This window comes from Mycoplasma sp. 1890, from assembly GCF_053851615.1.
Genome location: NZ_JBSQAZ010000003.1, coordinates 26,129 through 52,534, shown reverse-complemented (window position 1 = coordinate 52,534; position 26,406 = coordinate 26,129). Strand labels below are relative to the sequence as shown.

Below are 26,406 nucleotides of genomic sequence, written 5' to 3'. Positions count from 1 at the left end.
TAAAAATAACCCTCCTTACTGGTTTTTATTTGTCCAGTAAAGAGGGTACATATCAAAAATGGTCTATTTTTTTAAATATGTTAATAAATATTCTTAATTTAAAATGGTAAACATTCATTATTAAATAATTAGAAATCAAATCAATCAATCATGAATATCGTATTTTATTATAGATATTCATTTTTTAATTTTTTATTTACTATTTAAAAACACTATTTTATTAATATAATTCTATATTATGAAACATAATAATATTATTATTAAAAATGCAAGAGAAAATAATTTAAAAAATGTTAATCTTGAAATACCAAGAAATAAATTTGTCGTTTTCACCGGGCTTTCAGGGTCTGGAAAGAGTTCGCTAGCATTCAACACCATCTATGAAGAGGGGAGAAGAAGGTATGTTGATAGCTTATCAAATTATGCTAAACAATTTTTAGGTGGAACAAAAAAACCTGATGTGGATAGTATTGAAGGATTGAGCCCTGCCATTTCTATTGAACAAAAAACGGTCCACAATAATCCTCGTAGTATTGTTGGCACAGTAACGGAAATTTATGATTTTTTGAGATTGTTATACGCAAGAATAGCAAAACCTTATTGTCCAAATCATAAAATTGAAATTACAGCGCAAAAAAGCCGAGATATTATTAATTATGTTTTGTCGCAAAATGAGGGCTCTAAAATATTTATATTATCTCCAATAATTAATAATCAAAAGGGCTCTTTTGCTACCACGTTAGCAAAACTAAAAAAGGACGGTTTTCTCAGAATAAAAGCTAATGGTACTATTTTGGAACTAGAAAAAGACCCAATTTTGGATAAGAATAAAAGGTGAAACATCGACTTAATCATTGACCGCTTTAGTTTATCAAATGATAAAGAAACAATGTCACGTGTTGCTGAGGCTGTCGAGATTGCTTTATCTTATTCTAATGGATTGGTGACTATTGAGGTTGTTGGAGGACAAACAAACACATATTCAACAACACATAGCTGTAAATACGGCGATTTTAATATGCCAAAAATTGAACCACGACTTTTTTCATTTAACTCACCAAATGGAATGTGTTATAAATGCAAGGGACTTGGTGTCTTGCAAAAAGCATCATGAGATTTAATATGTCCAGATAAAACAATGTCAATAAATGAAGGTGCAATATTAATTTATAAAAATATCATTAATTCTCGCAATCTTGAGTGGCAGGAATTTGATAGAATGTTAGGCTACTACGGTATTCCAAAAGACGTGCCAATAGGTGATTTATCTAAGGAACATATAAATATTTTAAAATATGGCTCGATGGAGGAAATTTCCTATACTATTATTTCTGAAAATGGAATTAAATATGAACGTAACAAAAGGATTGAAGGTGTTTGTGAAAAAATTGAGCGTAAATACCTTGATACTTCATCAAATGAAATGCGAATGTATTATTCTCGTTATTTGTCTGATACTCAATGTGATGAATGCTACGGAAAAAGATTGAATAAATTTGCCCTTGCTACTAAAATTAATGGTTTGGATATATATGAATTATGCAATATGTCCATTGAAGAACTTAAAGAATTTATTAATAATATAATAATGACTGACCTCGAAAAAGAAATAACTAATCTTATTTTGCAAGAAATAAACCATAGAATAGATTTTCTTATCAATGTTGGATTACAATATTTAACCCTAAATAGAAAAGCAGAAACGCTTTCTGGCGGTGAAGCTCAAAGAATTAGGTTAGCAACACAGATTGGCGCTAATTTAACAGGCGTTTTATATGTTTTGGACGAACCCTCAATTGGTTTGCACCAAAAAGACAATGAAAAATTACTGAATTCATTGCGAAAAATGGTTAATTTAGGTAATTCCTTGATTGTTGTTGAACATGATGAAGATACAATAAGACATGCTGATTTTATAGTTGATATTGGTCCAAAAGCCGGTGAACACGGTGGAGAAATTGTTGCTAGTGGCAATATTCAAAAAATAATGAGTACAAATGAGAGCATTACTGGCCAATATCTTGCAAAAAAACTTGAAATTAAGGTGCCAAAATCAAGGCGTTCTGGTAATGGTAAAGTATTAACATTAAAAAAAGCTACTGCTAATAATCTAAAAAATATAACGCTAAAATTTCCGTTAGGTAAATTTATTGCAATTACTGGTGTTTCTGGGTCTGGTAAATCTTCCTTAATTAATCAAGAATTGGTTAAGGAATTGGAAAATGCGTTGAATAGAAAGACTTATTATAGCCTTGTTAAAAACGAAAAAATTAATGGATTTTTAGAAGTCGATAAGTTAATTAAAATTGATCAAAGTGCCATTGGGAGAACACCAAGATCTAATCCTGCTACATATACTGGTGTATTTGATGATATTAGAGAAATATTTGCTAATTTAGAAGAATCAAAAATTAGAGGATTTACTAAATCAAGATTTTCATTTAATATACCTGGAGGTAGATGCGATAAATGTGAGGGTGATGGAGTTATTAAAATTGAAATGCATTTTTTACCCGATGTATATGTGACATGTGATCACTGTGATGGTCAAAGATATAATTATGAAACTCTTGAAGTAAAATATCATGGAAAGTCAATAAATGATGTGCTAAATATGACTATCGAAAAAGCATATACATTCTTTATTCAAAAATCTAAAATTAGAGATCAATTGCAAACCTTAATTGATGTGGGTTTAGGATACATAAAACTTGGACAAAATGCAACAACATTATCTGGTGGCGAAGCACAACGAGTTAAATTAGCAACTTATTTGCAAAAGAAACCTACTGGTAAATCGTTATATATTTTAGATGAACCAACAACTGGCCTTCATTCTTATGACGTACAAAATTTATTGAATGTTTTGAATAGAATTGTCGATAATGGCGATACAGTTATAGTTATTGAGCATAACCTCGATGTAATTAAGAGTGCCGACTATATTATTGATTTAGGTCCTGATGGAGGTAAGTATGGAGGCAATATCGTTGCAACCGGAACACCTGAACAAGTTGCTGATGTTAGCTACTCATATACTGGTCAGTATTTAAGTAAGATATTAAAATCATCATAAAAATTTATTAAATTAAAATATAATTTTATATAAATTATATATAAGTAATTCTTTATTATTTTTTATTATGAAGGGAGAAAGTATGAAGGATTATGCAGGCGTTAGTCTTCAAGTTGGCCCTTTTCACGTATATTCTTTAACTTTAATGTTAGGTATGATATGTGCAATATTGACAGTTGCTTATTTCTGAAGAAGAGAAAAATATTCCTTTGAACAATTAGCAATTCTGATTTTTATTGCTTTGCCTACCGCTATTGTTGGTGCGAGATTTATCTTTGTCGTTCAACAACTAATCGAACATAGAGGATGACCAAATGGGCCTTGATATACAATATTTTATGTATGGCAAGGAGGTTTATCTATTCATGGTGGGGTTATTACTGCTACAATTTGTTGTGTATTATACATTGTATTTTCAAAAAATCCAAAGAGGATAAATTTAAGAAAAGCATTTTCTATTATTTTACCTGCCGTTTTCATTGGTCAAGCTATCGGTCGTTGAGGAAACTTTGCTAATCATGAAGTTTATGGACAAATTATGTCTGAAACATCGTTTGCATTTAAGATATTACCTAAGTTGATTAGAGACCATATGTTTATTAATGGACACTATCGTCTTCCATTATTCCTATATGAATCAATTGCTAACTTATTTGCTTATATCTTGCTTGTTTGAATTTTAAACAATTACAACTGATTAAGACCTGGAACCACTGGGGCATTATATATTATTTTTTATGGAATTCTACGTTTTGGAATGGAACCATTACGTCAAGATAATTATGGTATCTATAAGGTAATTTCAGCTTTATATATGGTCGTTGGTACGGTTTTATTAATTCTATTTGAATTTGTAATTAAGCTAAACTTTAATGTTTATAAGGTGTATAAATATAAGAAAGAATGAACTCATAAAATATTCTACTTTATTGTTTATGAACCTAAAAATGACAACAAAGGTCTATTAAGAAGAGATCTATTAAGTCGTAAAGAAGCAGAGGATCAAAAAATAACGTTAGCCTAAAAAACTAATGTTTATTTTTTTAAAAAAGGAGAAAAATGAAAAAAGTATTTGATGTTTTAATTATTGGTGCAGGTCCAGCTGGTTTAACAGCAGCTTTATATTTATCTAGAAATGAGTATAATGTAGCTTTTATTGAATCATCTGTTCCCGGCGGTAAAATCGCTCAACAATCTAAGATTGAAAACTATCCTGGTTTTGATTTTATAAGTGGTTTTGAATTAGCAACAAGTATGTTAAATCAAGCAAGAAAAAATGGAGCCAAATATATTTATGGAAAAGTTGTAGAAATTAGGAACATTAGCGATAATGAAAAATTAGTTATTTTAGAAAACGGCGATGAGTATTATGCACAAGTTGTTGTTATTGCTAGTGGAATGACTAATTTAGTACCAATATCAATTGAAAATATTGAGAAGTTTAGGGGACGTGGAGTTTCTTATTGTGCTGTATGTGATGGCGCCTTATATAAAAATGAACCATGTGCAATTATTGGTGGTGGAAACTCAGCATTTGAAGAATCGACTTTTTTAGCAGCAACCGCATCAGAGGTGCACATTTTTGTAAGAGACATAGTTAGAGCTGAAGCAAAAATTATTAACGATGCAAAAAAGCATGCAAATATTTATATTCATTATAACTCTGAAATATTAAAACTTCAAGGTGAAGATAAATTAGAAAGTATTATTGTCAAAATTGATGGAAATATTCAAGAAATGAATATTAAGGCAGTTTTTCCTTATATTGGTTTTAAGGCTGCGACATCGTTTATTTCTAACAAAGAAATGTTAGATGAGCGTGGTTTTATAATAGTTGATAAAAATATGGAGACACAATTCAAAAATATCTTTGCTGTCGGTGATGTTGTAGCTAAGGATATTAGACAAATTACAACTGCAACTAATGACGGCACTATTGCGGCAAGAGTTATTTCCTCACGTATTATCAAATAATAAGTATGTCAAAGAAAACAATTTTTAAAATTATTCCTACGATTTTTTCGCCACTTAGCGTGGCTTTTTGTAATTCTTGTCAAGTCAGCGAAGATGATAATGTTAATTTAATGGTTCCGTTTGTAGAAACCCATGAAAAAAAAGCATTTGCCGCTATTGTAGAGTTAGTTAATAAATTCAATGATACTCTTGATTCAAAATATGCTAATCACAAAATTAGAATTCGCAACTCATTTGACAAAAAAAACATTAATAATAAAGTTATTTTAGAGCTAAATATCAAAGATAGTAGAACACCTTCCTTAATTCTTTCCTACCCTTCTATTGTTTCGGCTATTCATTATAATAACCGATTAGTTGAACTAACCGATATTGCAAAAAAGAGCAATATTGAGAAAAAGATTTTAGATTATAATAATCGTCTTGGTTTTGATAATCAAAATGAAATTTTTAGCCTACCTGTTGGCATCAGTTCAGAGATGCTTATTGTCAATAAGAGATTATTAATTAATTATTTTTATTCAATTTATGACAAAATCAAAGAATCACCAGAACCTTTTTTAGCTAGATTTAAAAATTTTAAAATTATTAATACAATAAGAAGTTTTATACCAACTAGTGCAGATAAAAAAAATGAGGAATTAATTAATTATTTAAGTAATAAAATACTTTGCTATGATGATATGTTTAATGAGTTTGTTGATCTTATAAAAAAAATGGAAATTAATGAGGATAATACAAGTATTTTATTTGTTAAACATATCGAAAATTATATTTTTGAGACCTTATTTAAAAAAGCTGAATCTGACTTTAATAATTATTTTCTTAAATACAATCAAGATTTTAAAATAGATTATGCCAATATTTTTAAAATAAATAGGAATGAGTATGAGGAATTTAGAGAAACTCTTATGAGTTTCTATACTGCCCTAAAATCAAAAAAAATTGATATTGATGTTACAAAAAAAATAACTATTGAAGGGCTACAAGACCAACTTTTTACGTTCATAACAACTAGAGCATATAAGTATAATTTAAAATATTTCTTAAATCATCAGGATGATTTTTTGATTTTAGATGTGCCTCATCGTAAAACTAAAGAAGATAAAAAAGGCTCATTTTTTATCCAAGGTTTATTTCTCTCTGCAATAAAATCGGCTGTAGGCGCGAAAAATGAGGTCATAAATCTTTTTTTAGATTGAATGTATAATCAAAATAATAAGCATGAGCAAATTGTTGATGGGAGGCCTCTTTATTTAACGCCAATTGAATATTTGAGCTATCAACTTGATTATATTTTTCCTACAAAAAATTTTAAAAATGAGATAAAAAAACACAACTATTCAAATATTGCGAATGATTTAGTTTTAAAAAATATCTTTGATAATGACCTGATCCCCTTTAGTGATCTCATCGATATAAAAGAATCTAAATTTAGGGAATATATTAAAATATTAGTTGAGAATAACCTTATTGAAAAAATAAGAAGGGATATATCACCAAAACAAGCAATAGATGAATTTCTTGTTAAGCTAGAAGAACTTATAAAATAAAGGATAAAAAATATGAAGCTGAAATTATTTCCTAATTTCTATGAATCTACAAATAATAAAATAAATAGTAATTTCGTTAGTAGAAACAATCACATTATTGCTAAAATTAAGGCAGGATATGATAACTTTAATGAGGTTACTATTAAATTATTAGGATTTGCTATTAAGAATGTTTTATCTAATGTTAGCAAGGATAAAAAATCAATTTTAATTGCAAATGATGGCAGCCATAAATTTTTAGCTTTTTTTGAAAATGAATTAATTGATAAAATCAATGGTGATTATATAGACTCATATGGTTATGAGAAAAATGAACCTGTTAGTAGAGCATTTTGTTCATTTACAAACAGTGTTAGCGAAGCTTTTGTGGTTATCATATATCTTCATAAATATGATAATAATAATTTTGCTATTTCGTTATATGGTAAGAATAATGAACCATTAAATCATAAAATAATTGAATATATTCTAGACGAATATACAAAAGTATCAATAGACTTAGTTAAGGATAGCAATACGCAAATGCGTAATTTAAATTTTAGAAAAATATTAAAGGAATACACTGATTTTCTTTTAAGTAAAAACTTTACTAAAAACGCTAATCATATTCTCAAAATAGGTGTAATTTCTAGCGCACTACAAGATTCATTTGTTAAGAAAATTCTTGGAAAAAATGATATTGCTTATACAGTTTTAAAAGATACATTTAAGCTTGATAAGCCTAATTATTTGAAATTTTCAATTTTTAAACTTGCATTGCTTAAAAATGTGGATTATATTTTTAAATTTTCATTTGACTATGAAAAGGTCTATTTATATAGAAGAAATAATAAACAAAAATATTTTATTCAATATGATTTGGTTGATATCTCTGACCTTGTGATAAATTATTTATCCTTTACTAATAATTACACAAATACAAACAATGACTTTAAAAATCTAAAAAGCATTGCTACATCAAATCTTTGCAAGAAGGAGAATATTACAAACATAGCTAATAAATATAAAATTAATCTTGGTTTTAGTTGAAAATTTGATTCAAAAAATATAGAAAAACCCGATTTTATGTTTTTTAATGAAGATTATCAGGTTTATTTTAGTAATGATAAAAAAATCAAGTATGATGCATTTTTATTTTTTAATATTTTAGTTGATATGTTAAATTATTATCAAACTCAAGAAATGAGATATGATGATATATGTGACCAAAATTTGGACCTATCAAATAAATTGATTATTAGTGAATTTGTTTATGATTGTCATCCATCAAATGTTGTTGACTTTGAGACTAAATTATATATGCAGGATTCAATTGCCCAATTAAAAGTTAGCACAATTGAAGATGTTAGAAAAAATTTTAAGGATAGTGATACAAAGTATGTTGCAAAGTTTAATTTTGAGCAAAGAGAATGAATGGCTATTAAATATGATGCTAAATACGAAAAATTAATTTTTGTGATTCAAGAAAAAAATAATACTAGAGGTAATATTGCAAAAAAAATCAAGAAGTTTATGTATAAATTTACAATTAAATATGATAAACCATTGATTAATTTGGCTGAATAAATATTTCTGCGAAAATAATTAGTTATTGACAATAAAAATAAGGTATAATTGTAAAGCATTGACAACAGCATAAATAATATTATTTAAAAGTTTTTTCTTTGTTTTATAAATTTGATAGTAAGGAAGCTGTTTAACCGAAATCATTAGAGAAAAAAATATAAATTAAGAATTATTTAATTGTCTTTGCATATTGAAAGGAAAAAAATATGTCAAGATTCTTAGGATCAATTTTTAAAAAATCTAGAAGATATGGGACATCGCTTCTAGAAAATAATAAAGAATTCACAAAGGGTAAGAAGAGAATGACTGCGCCTGGTCAACATGGTGCCAAAAGATCAAAACCTTCTGATTACCAATTGCATATGTATGAAAAGCAAAAAGTTAGATTTATGTATGGTTTAAATGAAAGACAATTCAAAAATCTATTTACTGTTGCCGCTAGAAAAGATGGTGTTACAGGTATTAATTTATTGCAACTAGTCGAATCTAGACTAGACAATCTAGTATTTAGAGCAGGATTTGCTCGTACTAGAGCTCAGGCTAGACAATTTGTAAACCATAATCACGTAGTTGTTGATGGACATAAGGCAAACATACCTTCAATGATTATTAAACCAGGTTCTGTAATCGAACTTAAATCTTCATTAGAAAATAATGCAAATGTTAAAGACGCTCTTGAAGTTATGACAACTGCTGCATGATTAACTCGTGATGGGAATAAGTTTACATATACAAGAATGCCAGAAAGAAATGAGTTTGCAAAAGAAATTGATGAATCATTAATTGTTGAATATTACAACAGACGTTAAAATTTGCGCTTCGGCGCATTTTATAATTCATTTTGGGACATTTGTTAATGTTGCAAATAATGTAGTTTATTCGAAGCGTTTTTTTGGATTAATTTAATATAATAAAATGCTTGCAAATATAGTATAATAATAAAGCCATGAGAACGGTAACCTTGTAAATTGGTCAGGATAGAGATATAGCAGCCATATCGAGAAGTGCAGTGTCTTGTGGTTTTTATTTTAAGGAGAAAGAAATGATTTGCACACGTTTATTAAGTCCTATAAAAAATCAAGAAGATTATGATATATTACCAATTCTTGATTTAGGTGATTTTGTTATTTATAAAAAAATTGCAAAATCTCCGTTTTATAATTCTATTGATTATGAATCATACATAAGTAACGAAGAAACTCAATATAATTTCTACTTTGAGGAAAGTTTATATTTCATTTGTTCTTATGAATTGTTTTATAGTCAGTTTAATAAAGATGCTGTTTTTATTAAAAATATCACTGCCAATAAAAAAATTTCTTATTTTAAATTAAAGCAGTTAAAAAAAATTCGTGAAATAATAAACAATGATGGAAAAGGCGGAACATTAATTACGTTTAAATATAAAGAAAATAATTTTTGACCATTTTATGTTTTTTGCGATCAAGAAATTGCTGAGAAAGAATTTAAATATCTATTAGAAACAGTATATAAATGTGACGTTAATGCAAATATTCAGCTTCATGAAAATTATTTTATTAAAATAAAAACCGCAAATGATGCTTTTTTAAACAAAGAATCATCAGTTTATCATTATGTCCATAATATTATTGGGATTAATATTGAAAAAGCCATTTATGACTTGGAATCAATAAATTAAAAAGTCCAAAAGGACTTTTTAATTTATTATTTTTGGTACCTTATTCCTAATTGAGGGTCTGTTTTTAATCAGTTACAATTTTTTTGAAAAAGAAGATTAAATAATTAAAACATCCAAACAACATATTTGGAAGAAAATTTATCCAAATTTGTCATGTTGTTTGGTTGTTTTTGCATAATAAATTTAGATTTGTGCAATTGCTATACTCAAATATCTTACTAAAGGTAAGCCTGAGATTAATTTACACAAAATTTTGTATACTACTGAAAAAATTCTTTTATTTTAACTTAATAAACTCCATAAAAATGGAATATTTATTTTTTTTATACTTAAAGTGGGAAACACGGGAATTGTTCATCTATATATAAATCTTTAAAAATTTTAGTTATTGCCAAATATTGCCCGGTATAAGCAACGAATGATATTTTTTTATCATCTTCTAATAATATACATATTTATTATCACCTTTTCTAATAATTTTGACATTTTTAGGCATTTGAACTCTTTGGCCTTTTAGTATCATTTTTACCTCATTTTTCTTTAGTGTATTTATAACTAAATTATTATATATTTGAGGTCAAAAAAAGTAAAAAATGCTGATTTTTTTAATAAATCAGCATTTTCCCCTTATTTTAGTTATAAAAAATGTTAAAAGTTTAAGTTATTAATTTATGAAAATCATTAATTAATGTTGCAATAAAATATTTTATTCAAAGAACGGTGCATGTCTTTGAGGAAATCCGTCTTTATCTAATAGAACGTCTTTTAGTAGCGTATCCTTATATTTTGTTTTAAACTCATCTCATAGTTTTTTAGCAACTTCTTTTCTTTCATCAATAGTTAGAGCAATTTTATCAATTCATATATATTTGTTTTCTTGACTAATTATATTTTCTGATGCTTCAGCAACCATTGAAACTCAATATTCAACAAAATCAATTTGTGAACTTGATCTTCAGAAATCCTTTGTATTAGTTCTTTTTCCAATCAAGCTAGGATCAATATCAAGAGCTACTATTGCTTTGCTGTTTATATCAGGAGCTTTCTTAAATTTGTCAAATTGCGCATCAAGTCTTGATTTTTCATTTTCATCCAAGAATGGATTTAATTTTAAGTCTTTAATAAATTGTAGATATTCATAATCAAGCTTCTTTAATCTTCTTGCATTAAAGAATATATGTTTTAAATAATCATTTTCTGCTTTTATGGCTTGTTCACGTGTTGTTTCTTGTTTTGCAAATATTGATTTAATATGATTAATATGTTCGCTCGCAACATTTACTGGGAATGGACCGGCTTCAGGCGGACTTTGTGTAGAATGTTTTTCAACTCTTTCAATAAAGAAGAATGTTCAATTCTTAGTTTTGCTATCATCTTCTCAACGTTTAGCAAAATTTTCAACTTCCTGTTTTACTCTTTTATATTCTTCTAATGTATTTGTTTGGTAAAGTATTTTATTTTGCAATTGTGTTCCATTATTAAAGAATTGCTGTTGTGCGCCGGAATTTTGTAGTCCTTTTATTATTTTTATATTCGAAATAATAGAGAATAATGATTTCTTCATTTCGCTATAATCATTAAAGGTTGATTCTCCTGTATAAAGGTTTGTTTCAAAACCACCGTTAGCTCGCTGTAATTTTAAATCATTAAGCTCGGCTTGTTTCTGTCTTTCTATATCTGCCTTAATAGTTTGCAGTTCGCGGTCAGTTGTTGCATCAGAAATTCTTTTGTTAAGCATTGATAACTGTGAGCTGTTCAAACCTCCTCTGCCGGTTTGGCCGTTTTTATTTGGGTGCTTTGATAAATCAAATAACACAAGTTTTGAAACTTCATCTTTTAGTTTATCTTTTTCCTTAATTAAGTTAAGTTGTTGCTTAACCATATCAAGGTCTTTTTCGCTCTCGATATGTTTTAGTTGGTTTATTAAATCTTTTTTGTCTGGTGAATCTTTTTGCTTTTCTATTTCTTTTTGAATATTACCTTTTTTCTTTTCTAATGCTTCACGATGCTTCATAATAGCCTTACCGGTAATATGCTTAATACCACTATTTTGACCATCAATGCTTATAGTACTATCAAGCTCTTTTTTTAATCTTTCTTTTTCATTATTATCTGTTAATTTATCAATAGCGTCAAGCGCCCTCTTAACAGCATCTTTTATCTTCTTATTATTTTCATTTAATCTATTAATTTCATCAATTGATTGTGCTTGATCAATTTGATGTTTTAGAGTTTCTATGGCGTGTGATTTGCTTCCACCAGGATAATTAATTTGATCAATGATTTTCTTTGCATCTTCCTTAGCTTTTTGAAGTTTCTCAGACTTTTGCATAACTTCTTTTTCTTTTTGCTTTTCTGCTTCAGTTTTAATAGCATCAAAGTTTTGGATACTATTTGTTGAGTTATTTAGTCTATCTTGCAGTTTTTTCTTTTCATTTTGATCAGTAATTTGCGAAATAACTTCTTGAGCTAAACGTTTCTTATTTTCATATTCTTGTTTATATAATCTAACATTTTGTAATAATGTTGAAATTTTAGTATGATCAGCCTTAGAAAATTCTGTTAAGAATTCACTTTTCTTTGCTTCTGGTTTAATTTTATCTATTTCTTTTTTTAATGCATCAATATTTGTTTTTAGCATATTTAGAGTCGTTTCTACAGAATTTTTGTTTGAATAATCAATTTTAGATGTTAGAGCCTGCTTAATTTTTTCTTTTGTATTTAGCGAATCAGTTCTTAATTGCGATGTATCTTCTGGATATGCTAATTTATTAATAAATAAGTTGAAGTTTTGTCTTGTAGCATTTGTCACAAGTGACTTAATGTCATCGATGGTTTTAGATAAATTTGTATGATCGCTAGGAACTTGTATGTTATCGATATTACTCTTTATATTATTTTTATTATTTTGAGGAATATTGCTTAAAGTGCCAATCTTGTCTTTTGCAAGACGTTTATAGTTTTGTATTATTTCATTTTTTAAATGATTTTCATTATAAATGTCATTGCCAGTTATTGTTGTAGGAACAGTTTGGTTTAATCTTGTTATTAAATTGTTCTTATCAGCGCCATTATCAAACGAAGAATTAATTACATTTTTGTATGTTTCAATCTTATTAGCTCAACCATCTGGTAGGGCGTTATTAGCTTGATTTATATTTTGTGCTGAATTTAGCTTTTGTTTTATTTTTTGAACTGCTTGTGCATTATTTTCTGAATATTTTAGATTTCCGCCGTTAGCACTTAACTGATTTTTCTTTGTTTGCATATGGCTGCTAAACTTAGTTATCTCAGTTTGTTTTTGATCTAAACTTTGGATATTATTTAATTGTTTAACACTATTTTTTAATGCGGTTTTGGCTTGGGTTGCTTCAGGTGAATCAGGATCTGGATAAGGAATTTTATCAATTAATTTGTTAATTTCTGTTTTCTTATTAGCAATGCTTGTATCACTATCTTGCTTTTCTTTCTTTTGTTTAGCCTTATTTAACTCATCTTCTAAATTTTTAGATATTTCCTCTAATTGTGCTTTTGTTTTTGTAGTTAGATTAGGTTTATTTTCTGAATTGTATGTATTAAGAATATCTTGCAGTTCTTGCTTAATTTTTTTGTATTCATTTTTATTTAAGATTGAATTTATATAATCTTTAATTGCATCTGCTTTTTGTTGAGTTTGCGCTCTTAGTGTTTCTTTTTGGGTATTAATAGCATCAAGAGCTTTTTTGGCAACATCCTCAGCTGCCGTTAATTTTTTATTAGCATCAATAATTTTGGCATCAGTCAGCTTAGTAGTTTTATTAGCTGCTGGTTGTGCTGAACTAATCGCATTTGTAAGTGCAGTTGTTGAACTTTTTAATGCCGGTTCCTTAGCCATCTCGGTTTTTGTAGCATTCGCTTTGGTAAGAGTCGCTTCTAATTTAGCAATTTCAGCATCAGTCTTCTTATTTGCGGCCGCCCTTTGTGTCTCGGCATTTGTTGTTGCTTGCTCTAAGGCATTAGCCTTATCTGAAATGCTTTTAATTGGGTCAGTATTTGCTTTGGATTTATTTGTATTAATTTTTTGTTGCAATTGATTAATTATGGTGACTAAATTTGCATGGTTTGGATCTTGTTTTAATGATTCTAATTTTGCTTGTGCATCCCTGAGTTTTTTGTCATGTTGAGCTTGCGCAGCATGAAGTCTATTATTAAAATCATTTATTGCGCGGTTTGCTTCATTTTTTAAGTTATCAATTACTTGTTTTTGCTGAATATATTTACTTTGATCATTAGTATTAATAATTCTTTCTGCCTCTTTAATAGCTTCATTTAAGCGTTTTTTAAGTGCAACCATTTCAGTGTCATGAGTAATAATGCGCGTTACAACGCCATTTATTTGATTTTTAGCATTTATTAGATTTTGTCTATTTCTTGCTACAATCTGGGTATCTTTTTGAGTTTTATCACTTTTGGCTTTTTCAAGTGCATCATGAAGTTTTGACTTAAGTTGTTCTAAATCGCGTTTTGTTTTAGAATTAATATTTGCTTTATCATTCTTATTATAAGCATTTAAAACTCGTTCTAAATCAGTCATAATTTGATTATAATCACTATTATTGGATAAATTTTGGGTTATATATTGTTGAACATTATTAGCGTTTGTCTGAATTTCACTTATCAATTTTGATTTTTGAACATTGATATTATCAAGTGCAGCTTTTGCAACTTTTTCAGCATCAGCAAGCGCCTTATTAGCTTCTTTTATTTGGGCATCAGTTGCGTTTTTACTTGCGTTTTTAATACCATTAGCTGTATTAATTGCTTGTTGCAAGGTTTGTTTTTGACTATTTAATTCTGGCTCATTATCCATCGCGGTTTTAGTTGCATCAGCATTTTGGATTGTTTTTTCAAACTTAGCAAGTTCGCTATTGGTTTTTTGATTTGCAGTGGTTTTTTCTGTTTCAGCAGTTTGAATAGCATTTTGCAATGTTTTTGTTTTATTGTCTATATTTACAATGCTATCATTATCATTAATGCTTTTATTGTTATCAATAACTGATTGTAATTTTTTAATTACATTAGTCAAGTTTGCAGAGTTCTTGTCTTGATTTAATTGGCTTTTTTTAGCTTCTGCTTCTTTAACTTTATTATTATGTTCAGTTTTTGCGTGTTGTAATTTAGCTTCAAATTGCTTCTTCTTTTGTTCAGCTTCGGTTTTTAAATCTTCTAATTTTTGTTTTTGAGTGACATAATTACTTGCTTGATTACTATCAAGAATTTTTTTTGTTTCTTTTATTGCTTCATCAAGTTTGACTTTAAGTGTTGTCATTTCATTATCATGACTAGTAATTGAATTTGAAATACCTTGCAATGTATCTCTAGTTTGTTCAAGAGCGTGTCTATTTCCTTGTGTAATATCATTATCTTTTTTAATTTTATTCTGTTTTGCTTCGTCTAATGCATTTATTAATTCAGTTAATGTGATTTGAAGTTCATTTTTAGCCTTTGAATTTAACGCATTTTTATCTTTGTATTTATTATGAGTTGCATCTAATTTATCTTTGATTTCTTTGTATTCATTATGTTTTTTTAATGTATTTAAAAAGTTTGAAACATCATCAATTTTTTGTGAAATTTGATTTATTAAAGTTGTTTTTTCACTATTTATATTTTTGAGAGCTTCTTTTGCCACATTATCAGCCTGAGTTAATGTTTGAATTGCACTTTCTATTTGAGTATCGGCTAATTTTTGATTATTATCTTTTGCTTGTTGAGCAACTCTTATAGCTTCACTTAATGTATCCTTAGCACTATTTAGTGCAGATTCATTTGCCATCATATCTTTTGTTTTATTTGCGGCAGTTATTGCATCATTTAATTTATTTAAAGCTGCTTGTGTCTTTTGATCTGCCTGAGTCTTGGCTTGATCTGCATTTTGAATTGCGTGTTGTAGAGAATCTTTTTTGTTGTTAATATCCTTAATTGCATCATTAATATTAGCGTTTTGATTATTGTTAATTTGTTGTTGCAAAGTATTAATTACATCAGTTAGGTTCGCTACATTTGAATCTCTTCTTAGATTATTTAATTTTTCTTGAGCTTCTCTTAATTTTTGGTCATAGTCATCTTTTGCTTGTTTTGCTCTGGCGTCAAATGATGTTTTTTCTTTTTCAGATTTTTCTTTTAAATCATCAAGTTTCTTCTTTTGTTCAACAAATTTATCTGTTTGATCTTGGGAAATTGTACTTTCAGCTTCCTTAATTGCGTCATTTATTTTTTTCTTAAGGTCTAACATTTTTTTATCATTGCTTGTTATTGAATCGACAAATGTCTTTAAATTATCTTTTGCGGTTGTTAATTGTTGTTTATTAAGAGCATTTGTGTCATTATCTTTTTTAGCTTTGTCTACCTTAGCATCGGATAATTTTTTATTTAGATCTTCTAATATTTCATCTAATTCAGCTTTTGTTTTAGAACCAAGATTATTCTTATTATTTTTATTGAAATTATTTAATTCTGTAGTTAATTTATTTTTAATTTCATCATATTGATTTCCATTTAGGTTATTTTTGTAATCCTCAATTTCCTTGGCTTTTTGGTTTATTTGCGTCTTGATTGAGTCTTTTTGGTTATTTATGTTTGTTATAGCTTGTTCTGCTGCTGTTTTTGCTTCTAATAAGGTTTTATTTGCATTTTCTATATCTTTATCAGCTAGTTTTTTAGGTGTGTGATTTTTTATACCCTCAGCTGTTTTTATTGCTTCATTTAATTTATTTTTGGCATCCGATAATAAAGGTTCAGAATTCATTGAAGTTAGCGTAGTTTTCGATGTATCAATTGTATTTTCTAATTTTGCTAAATTTGCTTCAGTTTTCTGATTTGCAACAGCTTTTTCTCTTTCGGCTGTTTTTATTGCTTGGTCTAAATTATCCTTTTTAGTAGTAAATGATGAAATCGGGTCTCTGTCTTGGACATTGTTATTTTGATTTATTGTGTTTTGCAAATTTTGAATTACAGTATTTAGATTTGCTGAGTTAGCATCATTTTGTAATTCAGATACTTTATTATTGGCTTCTTGTAGCTTGTGTCTATATGCTTCTCTTTCGGCATTTAATTTTTTAGTAAAGTCACTTATCTTTTTATCTGCTTCAGTTTTTAAACTTTCGATTTTTGAAATTTGCGATATATATTTATTAAATTCGTTTTTGTTAATTATGCCCTCAGTCTCAGCCACGGTTGTATTAATGTCTTGTTTTAGTTTTGTCATTTCAGGATCACGACTTGTGATGCTATTACCAACGCTTTTAAGGGCTTCTTTTATTTTTGTTAGCTTTTGCTTATTTTGTTCTCTAATTTCTAAGTCTTTTTGTTGTTTTTTATTCTTAATGTCTTGTAGTTGTGAATCTAATTTAGATAGTAAATCAGCAAGTTGTTGTTTTGTTTTATTTGATAAGCTATTTTTTTCATTATTCACATAATCATTTAAGTGTTTTTCTAATTCGCTTTTTATATTTGCAAAATCATTTCCTGCTAAATCGGTATTTATATAATCACGAATTTCTGTTTCTTTTTGATTAATTTGATTTTTAATTTGGTCTTTTTGATCATTTATCTTTTTAATTTCTTGTTTGGCAATATTTTCTGCTTGTAGTAATGTTTTTTTGGCTTCATCGATTTCGTTATTTGCTAATTTTGGAGTTTGATTTTTTGCTGTTTGTGCTATTGCGATTGCTTGCTCTAAGTTAGTTTGGGCACTACTTAATAATGGCTCAGAAGTCATTGAGTCTTTTGTAGCACTAACATCTGTTATTGCTTTTTGTAGTTGTGCTAAATGCTCGCTAGTTTTTTGTACCTCAGCATTTTTTTTGTTTTCTGCAGTTTCTATTGCTTTTTGTAATTGATCTTTTTTATTATTAATTTCTGATAGTGGTAGATTATCATCGATTGTTTGATTATCCGCAATTGCTTGTTGCAGTTCTTGAATGACATCATTTAAGTTAGCAGCATTTTCATCTGCTTGAAGCTGTGAGATTTTATTTCTTACTTCAAGAATTTTTTGTGCATGAGCTTCTTTGGTGTTTTGTAATTCCTTAGCAAATTCTGTTTTTGTGGTTTCTGCTTTTTTACTTAGGTTTTCTAGTTTTTCTTTTTGACTAACGTATTTATCTGATTCTTCATTTGTAATGATTGCTTCTGATTCGCTGATTGCTTGGTTAAGTTCGTCTCTTAAAGCAGTCATTTTTGGATCTTTGCTTGTTATTGAATTTGAAACATTTGCTAATGCTTCTTTTGCTTCTGCTAGAGCTTGCTTATTTTTAGCTCTTATTTCTGCATCTTTTTCGTCCTTCTTTTGTTTAGCAGAATCAAGATGCATATTCATTTGCATTACTAAATCATCTAGTTGCTGTCTAGTTTTTTGCCCTAGAAGATTTTTATCATTTGCCTCATAAGATTTTAAAAAGGTATCTAGATCATTTTTGATAGCTTCGTATTCAGGTTTCATTAAAACATTGTTAATATAATTTTGAATTTCAACTTCTTTTTGAGCAATATTTGTTCTGATACCATCTTTTTGCTTATTTGCTTTATTGATGGCGTCATTTGCTACATCCTCTGCTTGCTTTAGTGTATCTTGAGCTTGTTTTATAGCGTTATTAGTTAACTTTGGATTTTGCATATGTGAAGTTCTAGCAACTTCAATTGCTTTTTCTAACACTGTTTTTTGTGTATCTAAATCTGGTTCTTGCTCCATTGTGTTTTTAATTTGTTCAGCATTTTCGATTTCTTGATTTAGTTTGTCAAGAGCAGCTTGTGTAATAGCATCAGCTTTTTCTTTTTCTGCATTATAAAAACTTGCTAAACCATTAAGTTCAGCTGTTGCAGCATCAATATTTTTTAAAGGACCGTTTTCATCAATAACATCATTTTGACTAATCTTTTCTTTGATTTTAGTAATGATGTCAGCATAGTTAGCGCTATTAGGATCACTTTTTGCTTGTTCTAGAACGCTATTAGCACTTTCTTTAGCCTGGTTAAATCTACTTTTTGCTTCTGTTAATTTTTGTTCAAAATCAATAATTTGTTGTTCTGCGCTTTGCTTTAGATTATCAATAGTTTGTTTTTCTTGAGTATATTTATCCGTTTGTTCTTTTGCGATTATTTCACGTGCTTTTTGGATTTCAACATCTAAGTTGTGCTTTAGTTGCATCATTTCGTCATCATTACTTTTGATGCTATCTTTTATAGCCTCAAGTTGGTTTGTTGATAATGAAAGCTGTTCTTTATTTTGTGTATTTGAAAGCAGTTGTTTTGCATTATCTAGTGCGCTTGTGATATTAGATAATTTTTGTTGTAATTCTTGGATAGTATTGTTATAGCTTGGATAATTATTGTCTTTGACTAATTTTAGCGATTCTAATAATGGGGTTGCTATTTGAGGATATTCATCTTTATTTGCATTAGCAAAATCGGTTATTTCAGCAATCTTGTTATTAATTTTTTCGATTTCTTCATCTTTATTAGAATTAATTTGGATAATTTTTGTTTCCGCTTTTCGATTTTTATCCTTAAAATCTTCAACTAATTGTTTTAATTCATCAATAGCATCCCTATTGGTTGGATCTTGCGTTTTGGTTATTAAATCTTTTAGATCTTGTTTTTCAGGATTATATTCATCGGTTGGCATTTGCGATACAAAGTCATTTGCTTTTTTAACTAATTCATCCAATTTGGTATTTAATTCGCTAAATTTTTTATTGATTTCTTCTTTTTCCTTAGGTATTTTATCAACTATTTTTTTTAGATTAACTTTAACATCATCTAATCTCGCGACACCAAAATCGCTAACATTTGGCTCAATGTTAGTATTATAATCTTCTAAAACTTTGTCTAATTCCTTGATTAATGTCTTATATTTTTCGGAATTTTCATTTTTTAGCCCATCTTGAGCACCAATTAGTTCATTCTTTTTGCTAATAATGTCTTTTTTTAATTCGATAATTTCTTCAATTATTTTCTTGCGTTCATTTTCATCAGCATCACGGAATCTTTTAGCCTCTTTAATTGCTTTATTTAGCTCGTTAAGTTTTTCAAGAACATTGTAACTATTTGAGTTAGCATTGCTATTTGTTTCTTCGGCCGAATTTATTCTTGATTGTAGATCCTTTTTAGAAACATGATAAGTTCCGTTGTCCTTAAATTTTTCTTGTTCTAGTTCAGTGTTAAGTTTTTTAGCTTCAACTAGTGTGCTTATAGATGCTTCCTTAGATTTTTTAAGGTAGCTATCTTTTAAAGTTTTAGCACCGTTGTTATATTCAACTTCAATTTCATCTACGGATTTTTGTTCATTATCTAATGTTTCTAGCGTTTTTTCAGCATCTTGTATGAATTTTTCAAATTCATTAGTTGAACTAATAATATTGTTTTCTTTGGTATATTTAAGATTTTGTTTTGCGATGGCAATTTCTCTGGTCAGATTATCTCTTGCAACTTGCTTTTTAGTTTTTGCTAATAAACTATCAAGTATATTTTTATTTGTAACTAGATCGCCTAACAAAGTATTAGTATTATTGCTTCGCTGTGCTTTTTCAATGGCATCGCTAATTTGGTCTCTATTATTTTCATATTCATCAGAAGATTTAATTTTATCTAATTGTTGATGTCCTCTTTCAATTAAGTTAGTTATTTCACTAATTAATTTGTCTTTTTGTTTTGTAATTAAATCACTTGCTTGTTCTGATTTGTTGTTTAGATTAGCTAAAGCTTCTGTAATACTATTTTTGTCAAGTTTTTTTAGAGCTTCATTACCTACATTTATTGCATTTTTTAATTCGTCCTCAATTTTTTGAGAACTAAATAAATCACTAGCTGATTCGATTTCTTTTAATAATTTTTGTGAAGAAGGTAATTCTTGGATTAAACCATCAATAGCTTCTTTAATTTGTTGTGCATCACTTTTTAGTGGTTTAGTCTTTTCTAGAATATCTCTTAGTGTAGCAATTTCATTATCTTTGCTCATTTTGTTTTTTATGTTGGTTATTTCAGCGTCTAATTTTTTGGCTAAATTTTTATATTTGTCATAATCTAGGGTTGTGTTCTTATAATTTTCGGCATCTTTTACTAAGTCATTAATTTGCTTTATTAGGTTTTGTTTTTCTAATGATAGAGTCTTTTGGAATTCTGAAATTTTTTCATGTAAAGAATTTAGTGCTTTTTGTCTTTCTTCTAGGGTTGCATTTGGATTATTAAGAATTTTTTCAGCTTCTTTGATTGCTTTTTCAAATATACCTTTATTTTTGATATCAGAAGGAAATTTTGAATCAATGTTTTTTGCATTTAAAATTTCATCTGTCAGGTTAAACAACACTTGGAGATTGTTTTTTAATTCTATAGCTTTGACTTTTACTTTTGCAAGTCCATCTTCATTGGTTGCATTATTGTATTGATTTTCCAAATTTGTTTTTTCTTGATTGTAAATAGTTATATATTTGGTAGCAAAAGGTTTATTATTGTACTTAGATTCATAGTTTGCAAGAAGATCACTAAATGACGATTTTTCAGAAATTGCTTCACCATTAAGTAATTCAAGATTATCATATTGACTTTTATAATTCTTGAAATTAATTTTAGATGATTGTAATTTAGTTAATATTTCATCTACTTTTTTGATGTCTTTTATATTCAATAATTGTTCTAGCTCATTTAGTTCTTTTTCAAAGGTTGCATAAAGATCGTGAGTATATGTTTTTTTATCAATTTCATTTTGTTTCTTCCACTCATTCATTTTTTTTATTAATGCTTGCAATTTTGCCATTGTGTGATTTCATTTTATTGTTTCATTTAAAAGAACATAGCCTGTTCCAATTGTTGCCCCAATTGAAACACCAGTTATTATTCCGGCTACAACTTTTTTTCTTCTATTTGTTTTTTTCATAAACACCTCAATAAAATATTTTTTGTATAGTTTTTTATATTAATTTAATATTTTAGATAAAAAAAAAAAAAAAAAAAGAAAGAGGCTCAAAATTAGGAAATTTTTAAATATTACAAGCTAAAATGGGCTTAAAAAAATAATATTAAATATAATTAATAATATCTACCTAAAATTTGTTTATGTTTAAGGAGTAAAAATGGAAAAAGACAACAAAATTTATTTATTTTCATATGGAACTATTCAAGATGAATTATTCTATAAAAATTTATTGTCGCCTGATTGCGTAAGAAGACCCGCTTTATTAAATGGCTATGCTAAGTGTGTTGATGAAACTGCATATTTTTTATTAAAAAAAGATATTGCCCATCAAGTTAAAGGCACTCTTTTTGAAATAACAAAGGATGAATTATTTATGATTGATAGATGAGAAATGTTTCCGCAATATCAAAGATTTCAGGCCAATGTTATTGCCACTGATACAAACGAAATTATCGAAAACGTATATGTGTATACTAAATTAGAATTTGGTAAATATTATCTAGCAACCGATGACATGGGATTTTCAACTTCGCCTAATGAAAATGAGCAAAATTTAAAAGCTTTTATCACGTTAGAACAACAAACAGAATTATTTCCGTTGGTTGATAATGCTATTTTATATGAAATTTCCGATGAAGAATTTGAAAAAATAATTCATCTTTCGCATCCGTATGTTGCATTGATATTGGATGACCAAAAATTTAAGAATTATTTGGTTGACCCTTATGCAGTTTTAGGTATTAAAATTCATGATAAAAAATATGCTTTGTTAATTTCGTTTGGTAGAAAAAATTCATTAAATAGTATTTTTTATTATCATGCTATAGAAAATAAAATTGAAGGGGTAGAAATTATTAAAGATATTAAACCACTTTATAAATTTAATATTGATTTCTTATTAGATAAAAAGCCAATTAAGTACATTAATTTGAAGTTAGATAAAACAATCGAAAAACCTAAGTTTGGTGTATTTGAAGATATTGCCTATGAAATAACTCTTAATGATTTTGATATCGATCCATTTAGAAGATTAGATATTATTATTCATACTCTTGAAGAAAATATGAAATAACTAATGATTGATAAAGAATTAATTAAAGACGTTTCAACAAAACCTGGTGTTTATTTTTGAAAAGATAAAGATGGCAATGTTATTTATGTGGGCAAAGCCAAAAACCTAAAATCACGGATGTCACAATATTTTGACAAAAATGTTCATAATTCATTTAAAACTAGTGCAATGTTAAAACAAATTGCTTCTTTTGATACAACCGTTTTTGATAAGGAATCGGAAGCCTTGATGTTTGAACGAGCTAGTATTAATAGATATAAACCTAAATATAATGTAATGCTCCCCTCTCATAATAATTATCCTTATATTTGTATTATAAAAAAAGCCAATAGTATTGATATACAACTTAAAAATGAATATAAAAAACGTGATGATATTATTTATTATGGTCCGGTTGTAGATGGTGAAAAAACACGTCTATTAATTAAATATTTAGTCCATTTATTAAAAACGCAAGAAGGATTAATTATTAAAAAAATGACTCCGGTAGAGGTAGATAAAAGATTCGCAAAAGCAAAGGAAATAATAAAATTTAATAAAGAATTTAAACAAGAATTAATTAGTAAAATTAGAAGCGCCTCCTTACAACTTGATTTTAGAAGGGCGGAAGAACTTAAAAAAATTCTTGATTTTATAAACGAAAAGAATAATATCCAAAACATTAGATTAAAGACAAAAAAATCTATTGATGTATGGGGCATATATTTATATGATAATATTTTGTTTGCTTCTATTTTACAATATCGTTATTCATTGTTAAATAATCGCCAAGACTTTCAATTTTGTTTTGAAAAAAATGAAGAAGAATTGGTATTTGAATTTATAGAAAATTTTTATAAAAACAATCCTATTCCTGATCAAATAATTATTGATGATAAATATAAAAATCAGCCTTTTAATAAAGAAATTAGAAATTCGATTATTAAAAAGAATTATAGTATAAATTCTAAATTACTTGATTTAGCTAATGCTAATGCTAAGAATGATTTAAGCAATAAAATAAAGAAAATAAAAGATAAAACAAAAAGCAATGATATTCTCCAATCTTTAAAAAATATATTAAATATTGATTGTTCAAGGTTTGCAATATTCGATAATTCATTTCAATCAGCAACTAAAGAAGTCGTTGGTAGAGGGATGATTTTTGTTGATGGAATTAATGTTAAGAAATTTAATCGTTCTTATATACTTTGCAAAAATGAAGATGCTAATTCTGATTACCATTATATGTATCAAAATATTAGTAAGTTTTTTTGTGATCATTCAATTGATGAAGATATTAATTTGATTTTTGTTGATGGCGGTGAGATTCAAATTAATGCTGCAATTAAGGCCTTGAAAAAATTTCATAAAAATGTGCCTATTTTCGGACTTGTAAAAAATAATCACCACGAGTTTGCGAGATTAATTAATGATAGTGGCGTAGAAATTAAAATTTCAGATGCTAAGGTGTTTAATTTTTTATCGCAAATTCAATATGATGTCGATAAGAGTGCTAAGGCCGTTTATAATAAAAGACACAATAAAATAATTACAGATAGTCTCTTAACAAAAATAAAAGGTATTGGGCCTAAGATAGAACAAAAATTATTGGAAAAGTTTGGCTCATATCAGGCAATAATTGACGCAGATATTTTAGAATTATCTAAAATTATTAGTACAAAAATCGCTAGTGAAATTAAGAAAATAAAAATCTAAAAGTAGGAATTTTAAATTCCTACTTTATTGTTTAAAGAAAAAAATTCAATTTAAATTTAGATTTATTTAGGCAAAATTTTAGTTAGATAGTCTATATCATAAAAGTTGTTATATGGAATTTCAATGTCCAGTTTTACACCATCTTCTAGATTTATTTCTGATCCGTGATGTTTATATAAATAATTTAATGGTGAACTAGTTGATATTGATGTTCCATCATTCAAAACCAAGGGCAATACAGGCGCGGTCCCTCCTCCAGATTTTTGACCTATAATTTTGGCTACTTTTAGTTCCTTTATGATTCCTGAAAATGTGTTAGCAGCACTAAAAGTATTTTTGCTAGTTAATATATAGTAATTAAAGTTTTCAAATGCATCATTATCATAATAATTGCCGTCCTTGTTAGCATCGATTTTATATTTTTGTGTTTCTATAATACCAGAAAGTAGTGATTTACTATGCACAACAATGTCCTTATTTGTTAATAAACCAACAGCACGATACATTGCTCCAATATTTCCACCACCATTTCTAGAAATATCAATCACAACATTTTTAATATTTTTTTGTTTTAATATTCTTTGCAATGTATTTCTTAAAAATTCAAATGTGTCACTTTTGATATTTTTTGCATAAATTTCATTATTAGATGCTGTTTCAAAATTATCGATAATAATATATGCTAAGTTACCATTTATAATAAAGCCATCTTGTTTAATTTTTTGCTCAAGTATGGCTCTTTTTTGCTCAAGGTATTCATTAACTTTGGCATATTCACTTCGTTCAGTTCCATATAATTTAGATGCATAATCATTGATTTTTTTACTATTGTTTGTGAATATATTTAACATATTAATTCTAGTATGCAAGTCATTTAATTTGTTAAAGAATAATTTTGCATATGCCTTGTTATATATATCGGGATTATTGCTTAATAATTCTTTTTTTATATCGCTGGTATACTGTTGAAAGTTTGATATATTTTTATATGATTTAAGTCCATAAAAATTATCAAGGGTAAATAAGAGATTATCAAGGTTATAAATTCGATCCTGTGTTGTTTCTTTATCCGCCGACCATGAACCTTGTTGATATGAGTAAGCGTCATTTTCATCTTCCATTAGTGAAAAAAATTTACCATAAACCGCATCGCCATTATAGTAGAGATTGTAATAGTTTTGACTACAAAATAAGGTATTAAAAATACTTAAAGGAATAAAAGTTCTTCTCCCCTCTTTAAAAATATCGATGTGATAACTTCTTAAATCAAATTTGATAGGTCCGCTTAAATCATTAATATTTTCAATTTTTGAGCCTTCATAACTTATGAAGCGTGAGTAATTAGTTGAATTGCTTTGCTTAACAAAATTAAAAAATGCTTCGTTGCTAACACTAATAATATCACGATCTGCGTCAATATACATTAATTGATTATTTGAAACTAGTTGTGTTGCATTGATGTCATAAGTCGGTATTTTTCTAATTAGCGAAGTATCAACGAAGCCATTTAAAACACCTAACATTTCCTCAATAGCAACATATGGTTGATGAATTTTATTGTCAAGAAAATATAAGTTTAGATTTTTATTTTTTATTGAATAATCTTTTGATGATAAATTTATAAATTTTGTTTTCTTGATATTAAAAATTTTAGAAGGACCATTGTCTAAATAATCAAAATCACTATAACATGAAACAGCACTCAATGATATTAGTGGTAATGGTGTACCTAATAGAAATAAGAACTTTTTCTTCATATTTTAATTCCCTCTTAATTCCTTATAATATTGAAATTTTACGCTTTTATTAAGGTTCATTATCAAAATTATTTATTTACTTATGCAATGATGTGAAATA

The 26,406-nt window shown here is 27.5% G+C and carries 11 protein-coding genes and 1 other RNA gene; 10 read left to right on the top strand and 2 right to left on the bottom strand.

The features are described from left to right. Window positions 1-238: 238 nt before the first annotated feature. The 8 genes from uvrA to ACWXVO_RS01135 all read left to right on the top strand — a co-directional run bounded on the left by uvrA (window position 239) and on the right by ACWXVO_RS01135 (window position 9,829). The gene (gene uvrA, locus ACWXVO_RS01170) at window positions 239-3,076 is read left to right on the top strand and encodes an excinuclease ABC subunit UvrA (RefSeq protein ID WP_456002051.1); all 2,838 of its coding nucleotides are present in this window, start codon (window positions 239-241) and stop codon (window positions 3,074-3,076) included. Between the two features lie 67 nt (window positions 3,077-3,143). Beyond that, a complete protein-coding gene (lgt, locus tag ACWXVO_RS01165; protein WP_438340740.1) occupies window positions 3,144-4,100 on the top strand; it encodes a prolipoprotein diacylglyceryl transferase in 957 nt (318 codons plus the stop codon). Between the two features lie 35 nt (window positions 4,101-4,135). Beyond that, window positions 4,136-5,050 (top strand): NAD(P)/FAD-dependent oxidoreductase, encoded by a 915-nt coding sequence (locus ACWXVO_RS01160; RefSeq protein ID WP_455994265.1) that lies wholly within the window; start codon window positions 4,136-4,138, stop codon window positions 5,048-5,050. A 5-nt stretch (window positions 5,051-5,055) separates the two neighbouring features. Next, a complete protein-coding gene (locus ACWXVO_RS01155; RefSeq protein WP_456002048.1) occupies window positions 5,056-6,603 on the top strand; it encodes a hypothetical protein in 1,548 nt (515 codons plus the stop codon). Between the two features lie 12 nt (window positions 6,604-6,615). Continuing rightward, window positions 6,616-8,169 carry a hypothetical protein gene (locus tag ACWXVO_RS01150; protein ID WP_456002045.1) on the top strand — a complete coding sequence of 518 codons (1,554 nt, stop codon included), beginning with the start codon at window positions 6,616-6,618 and terminating at the stop codon, window positions 8,167-8,169. A 206-nt stretch (window positions 8,170-8,375) separates the two neighbouring features. Beyond that, window positions 8,376-8,978 (top strand): 30S ribosomal protein S4, encoded by a 603-nt coding sequence (rpsD, locus tag ACWXVO_RS01145; protein WP_444705070.1) that lies wholly within the window; start codon window positions 8,376-8,378, stop codon window positions 8,976-8,978. A gap of 127 nt (window positions 8,979-9,105) precedes the next feature. Continuing rightward, window positions 9,106-9,201, top strand: an RNA gene (gene ffs / locus ACWXVO_RS01140) — signal recognition particle sRNA small type. 10 nt (window positions 9,202-9,211) lie between these two features. Next, a complete protein-coding gene (locus ACWXVO_RS01135) occupies window positions 9,212-9,829 on the top strand; it encodes a hypothetical protein (RefSeq protein ID WP_438340745.1) in 618 nt (205 codons plus the stop codon). A 706-nt stretch (window positions 9,830-10,535) separates the two neighbouring features. Here the strand turns inward: ACWXVO_RS01135 and ACWXVO_RS01130 are convergent. Further along, window positions 10,536-21,740, bottom strand: a complete 11,205-nt coding sequence (locus ACWXVO_RS01130) for a hypothetical protein (protein ID WP_456002041.1) — start codon at window positions 21,738-21,740, stop codon at window positions 10,536-10,538. A 196-nt stretch (window positions 21,741-21,936) separates the two neighbouring features. On the opposite strand from ACWXVO_RS01130, the gene ACWXVO_RS01125 reads away from it, so the two are divergent. Continuing rightward, window positions 21,937-22,851 carry a gamma-glutamylcyclotransferase gene (locus ACWXVO_RS01125; protein ID WP_438340751.1) on the top strand — a complete coding sequence of 305 codons (915 nt, stop codon included), beginning with the start codon at window positions 21,937-21,939 and terminating at the stop codon, window positions 22,849-22,851. A gap of 3 nt (window positions 22,852-22,854) precedes the next feature. After that, a complete protein-coding gene (uvrC, locus tag ACWXVO_RS01120; RefSeq protein WP_456002038.1) occupies window positions 22,855-24,549 on the top strand; it encodes an excinuclease ABC subunit UvrC in 1,695 nt (564 codons plus the stop codon). A gap of 62 nt (window positions 24,550-24,611) precedes the next feature. On the opposite strand, the gene ACWXVO_RS01115 is transcribed toward uvrC, so the two are convergent. After that, entirely contained in the window at window positions 24,612-26,306 is a 1,695-nt protein-coding gene (locus ACWXVO_RS01115; RefSeq protein ID WP_456002035.1) for a S41 family peptidase, read from the bottom strand. Between the last annotated feature and the right edge of the window lie 100 nt (window positions 26,307-26,406).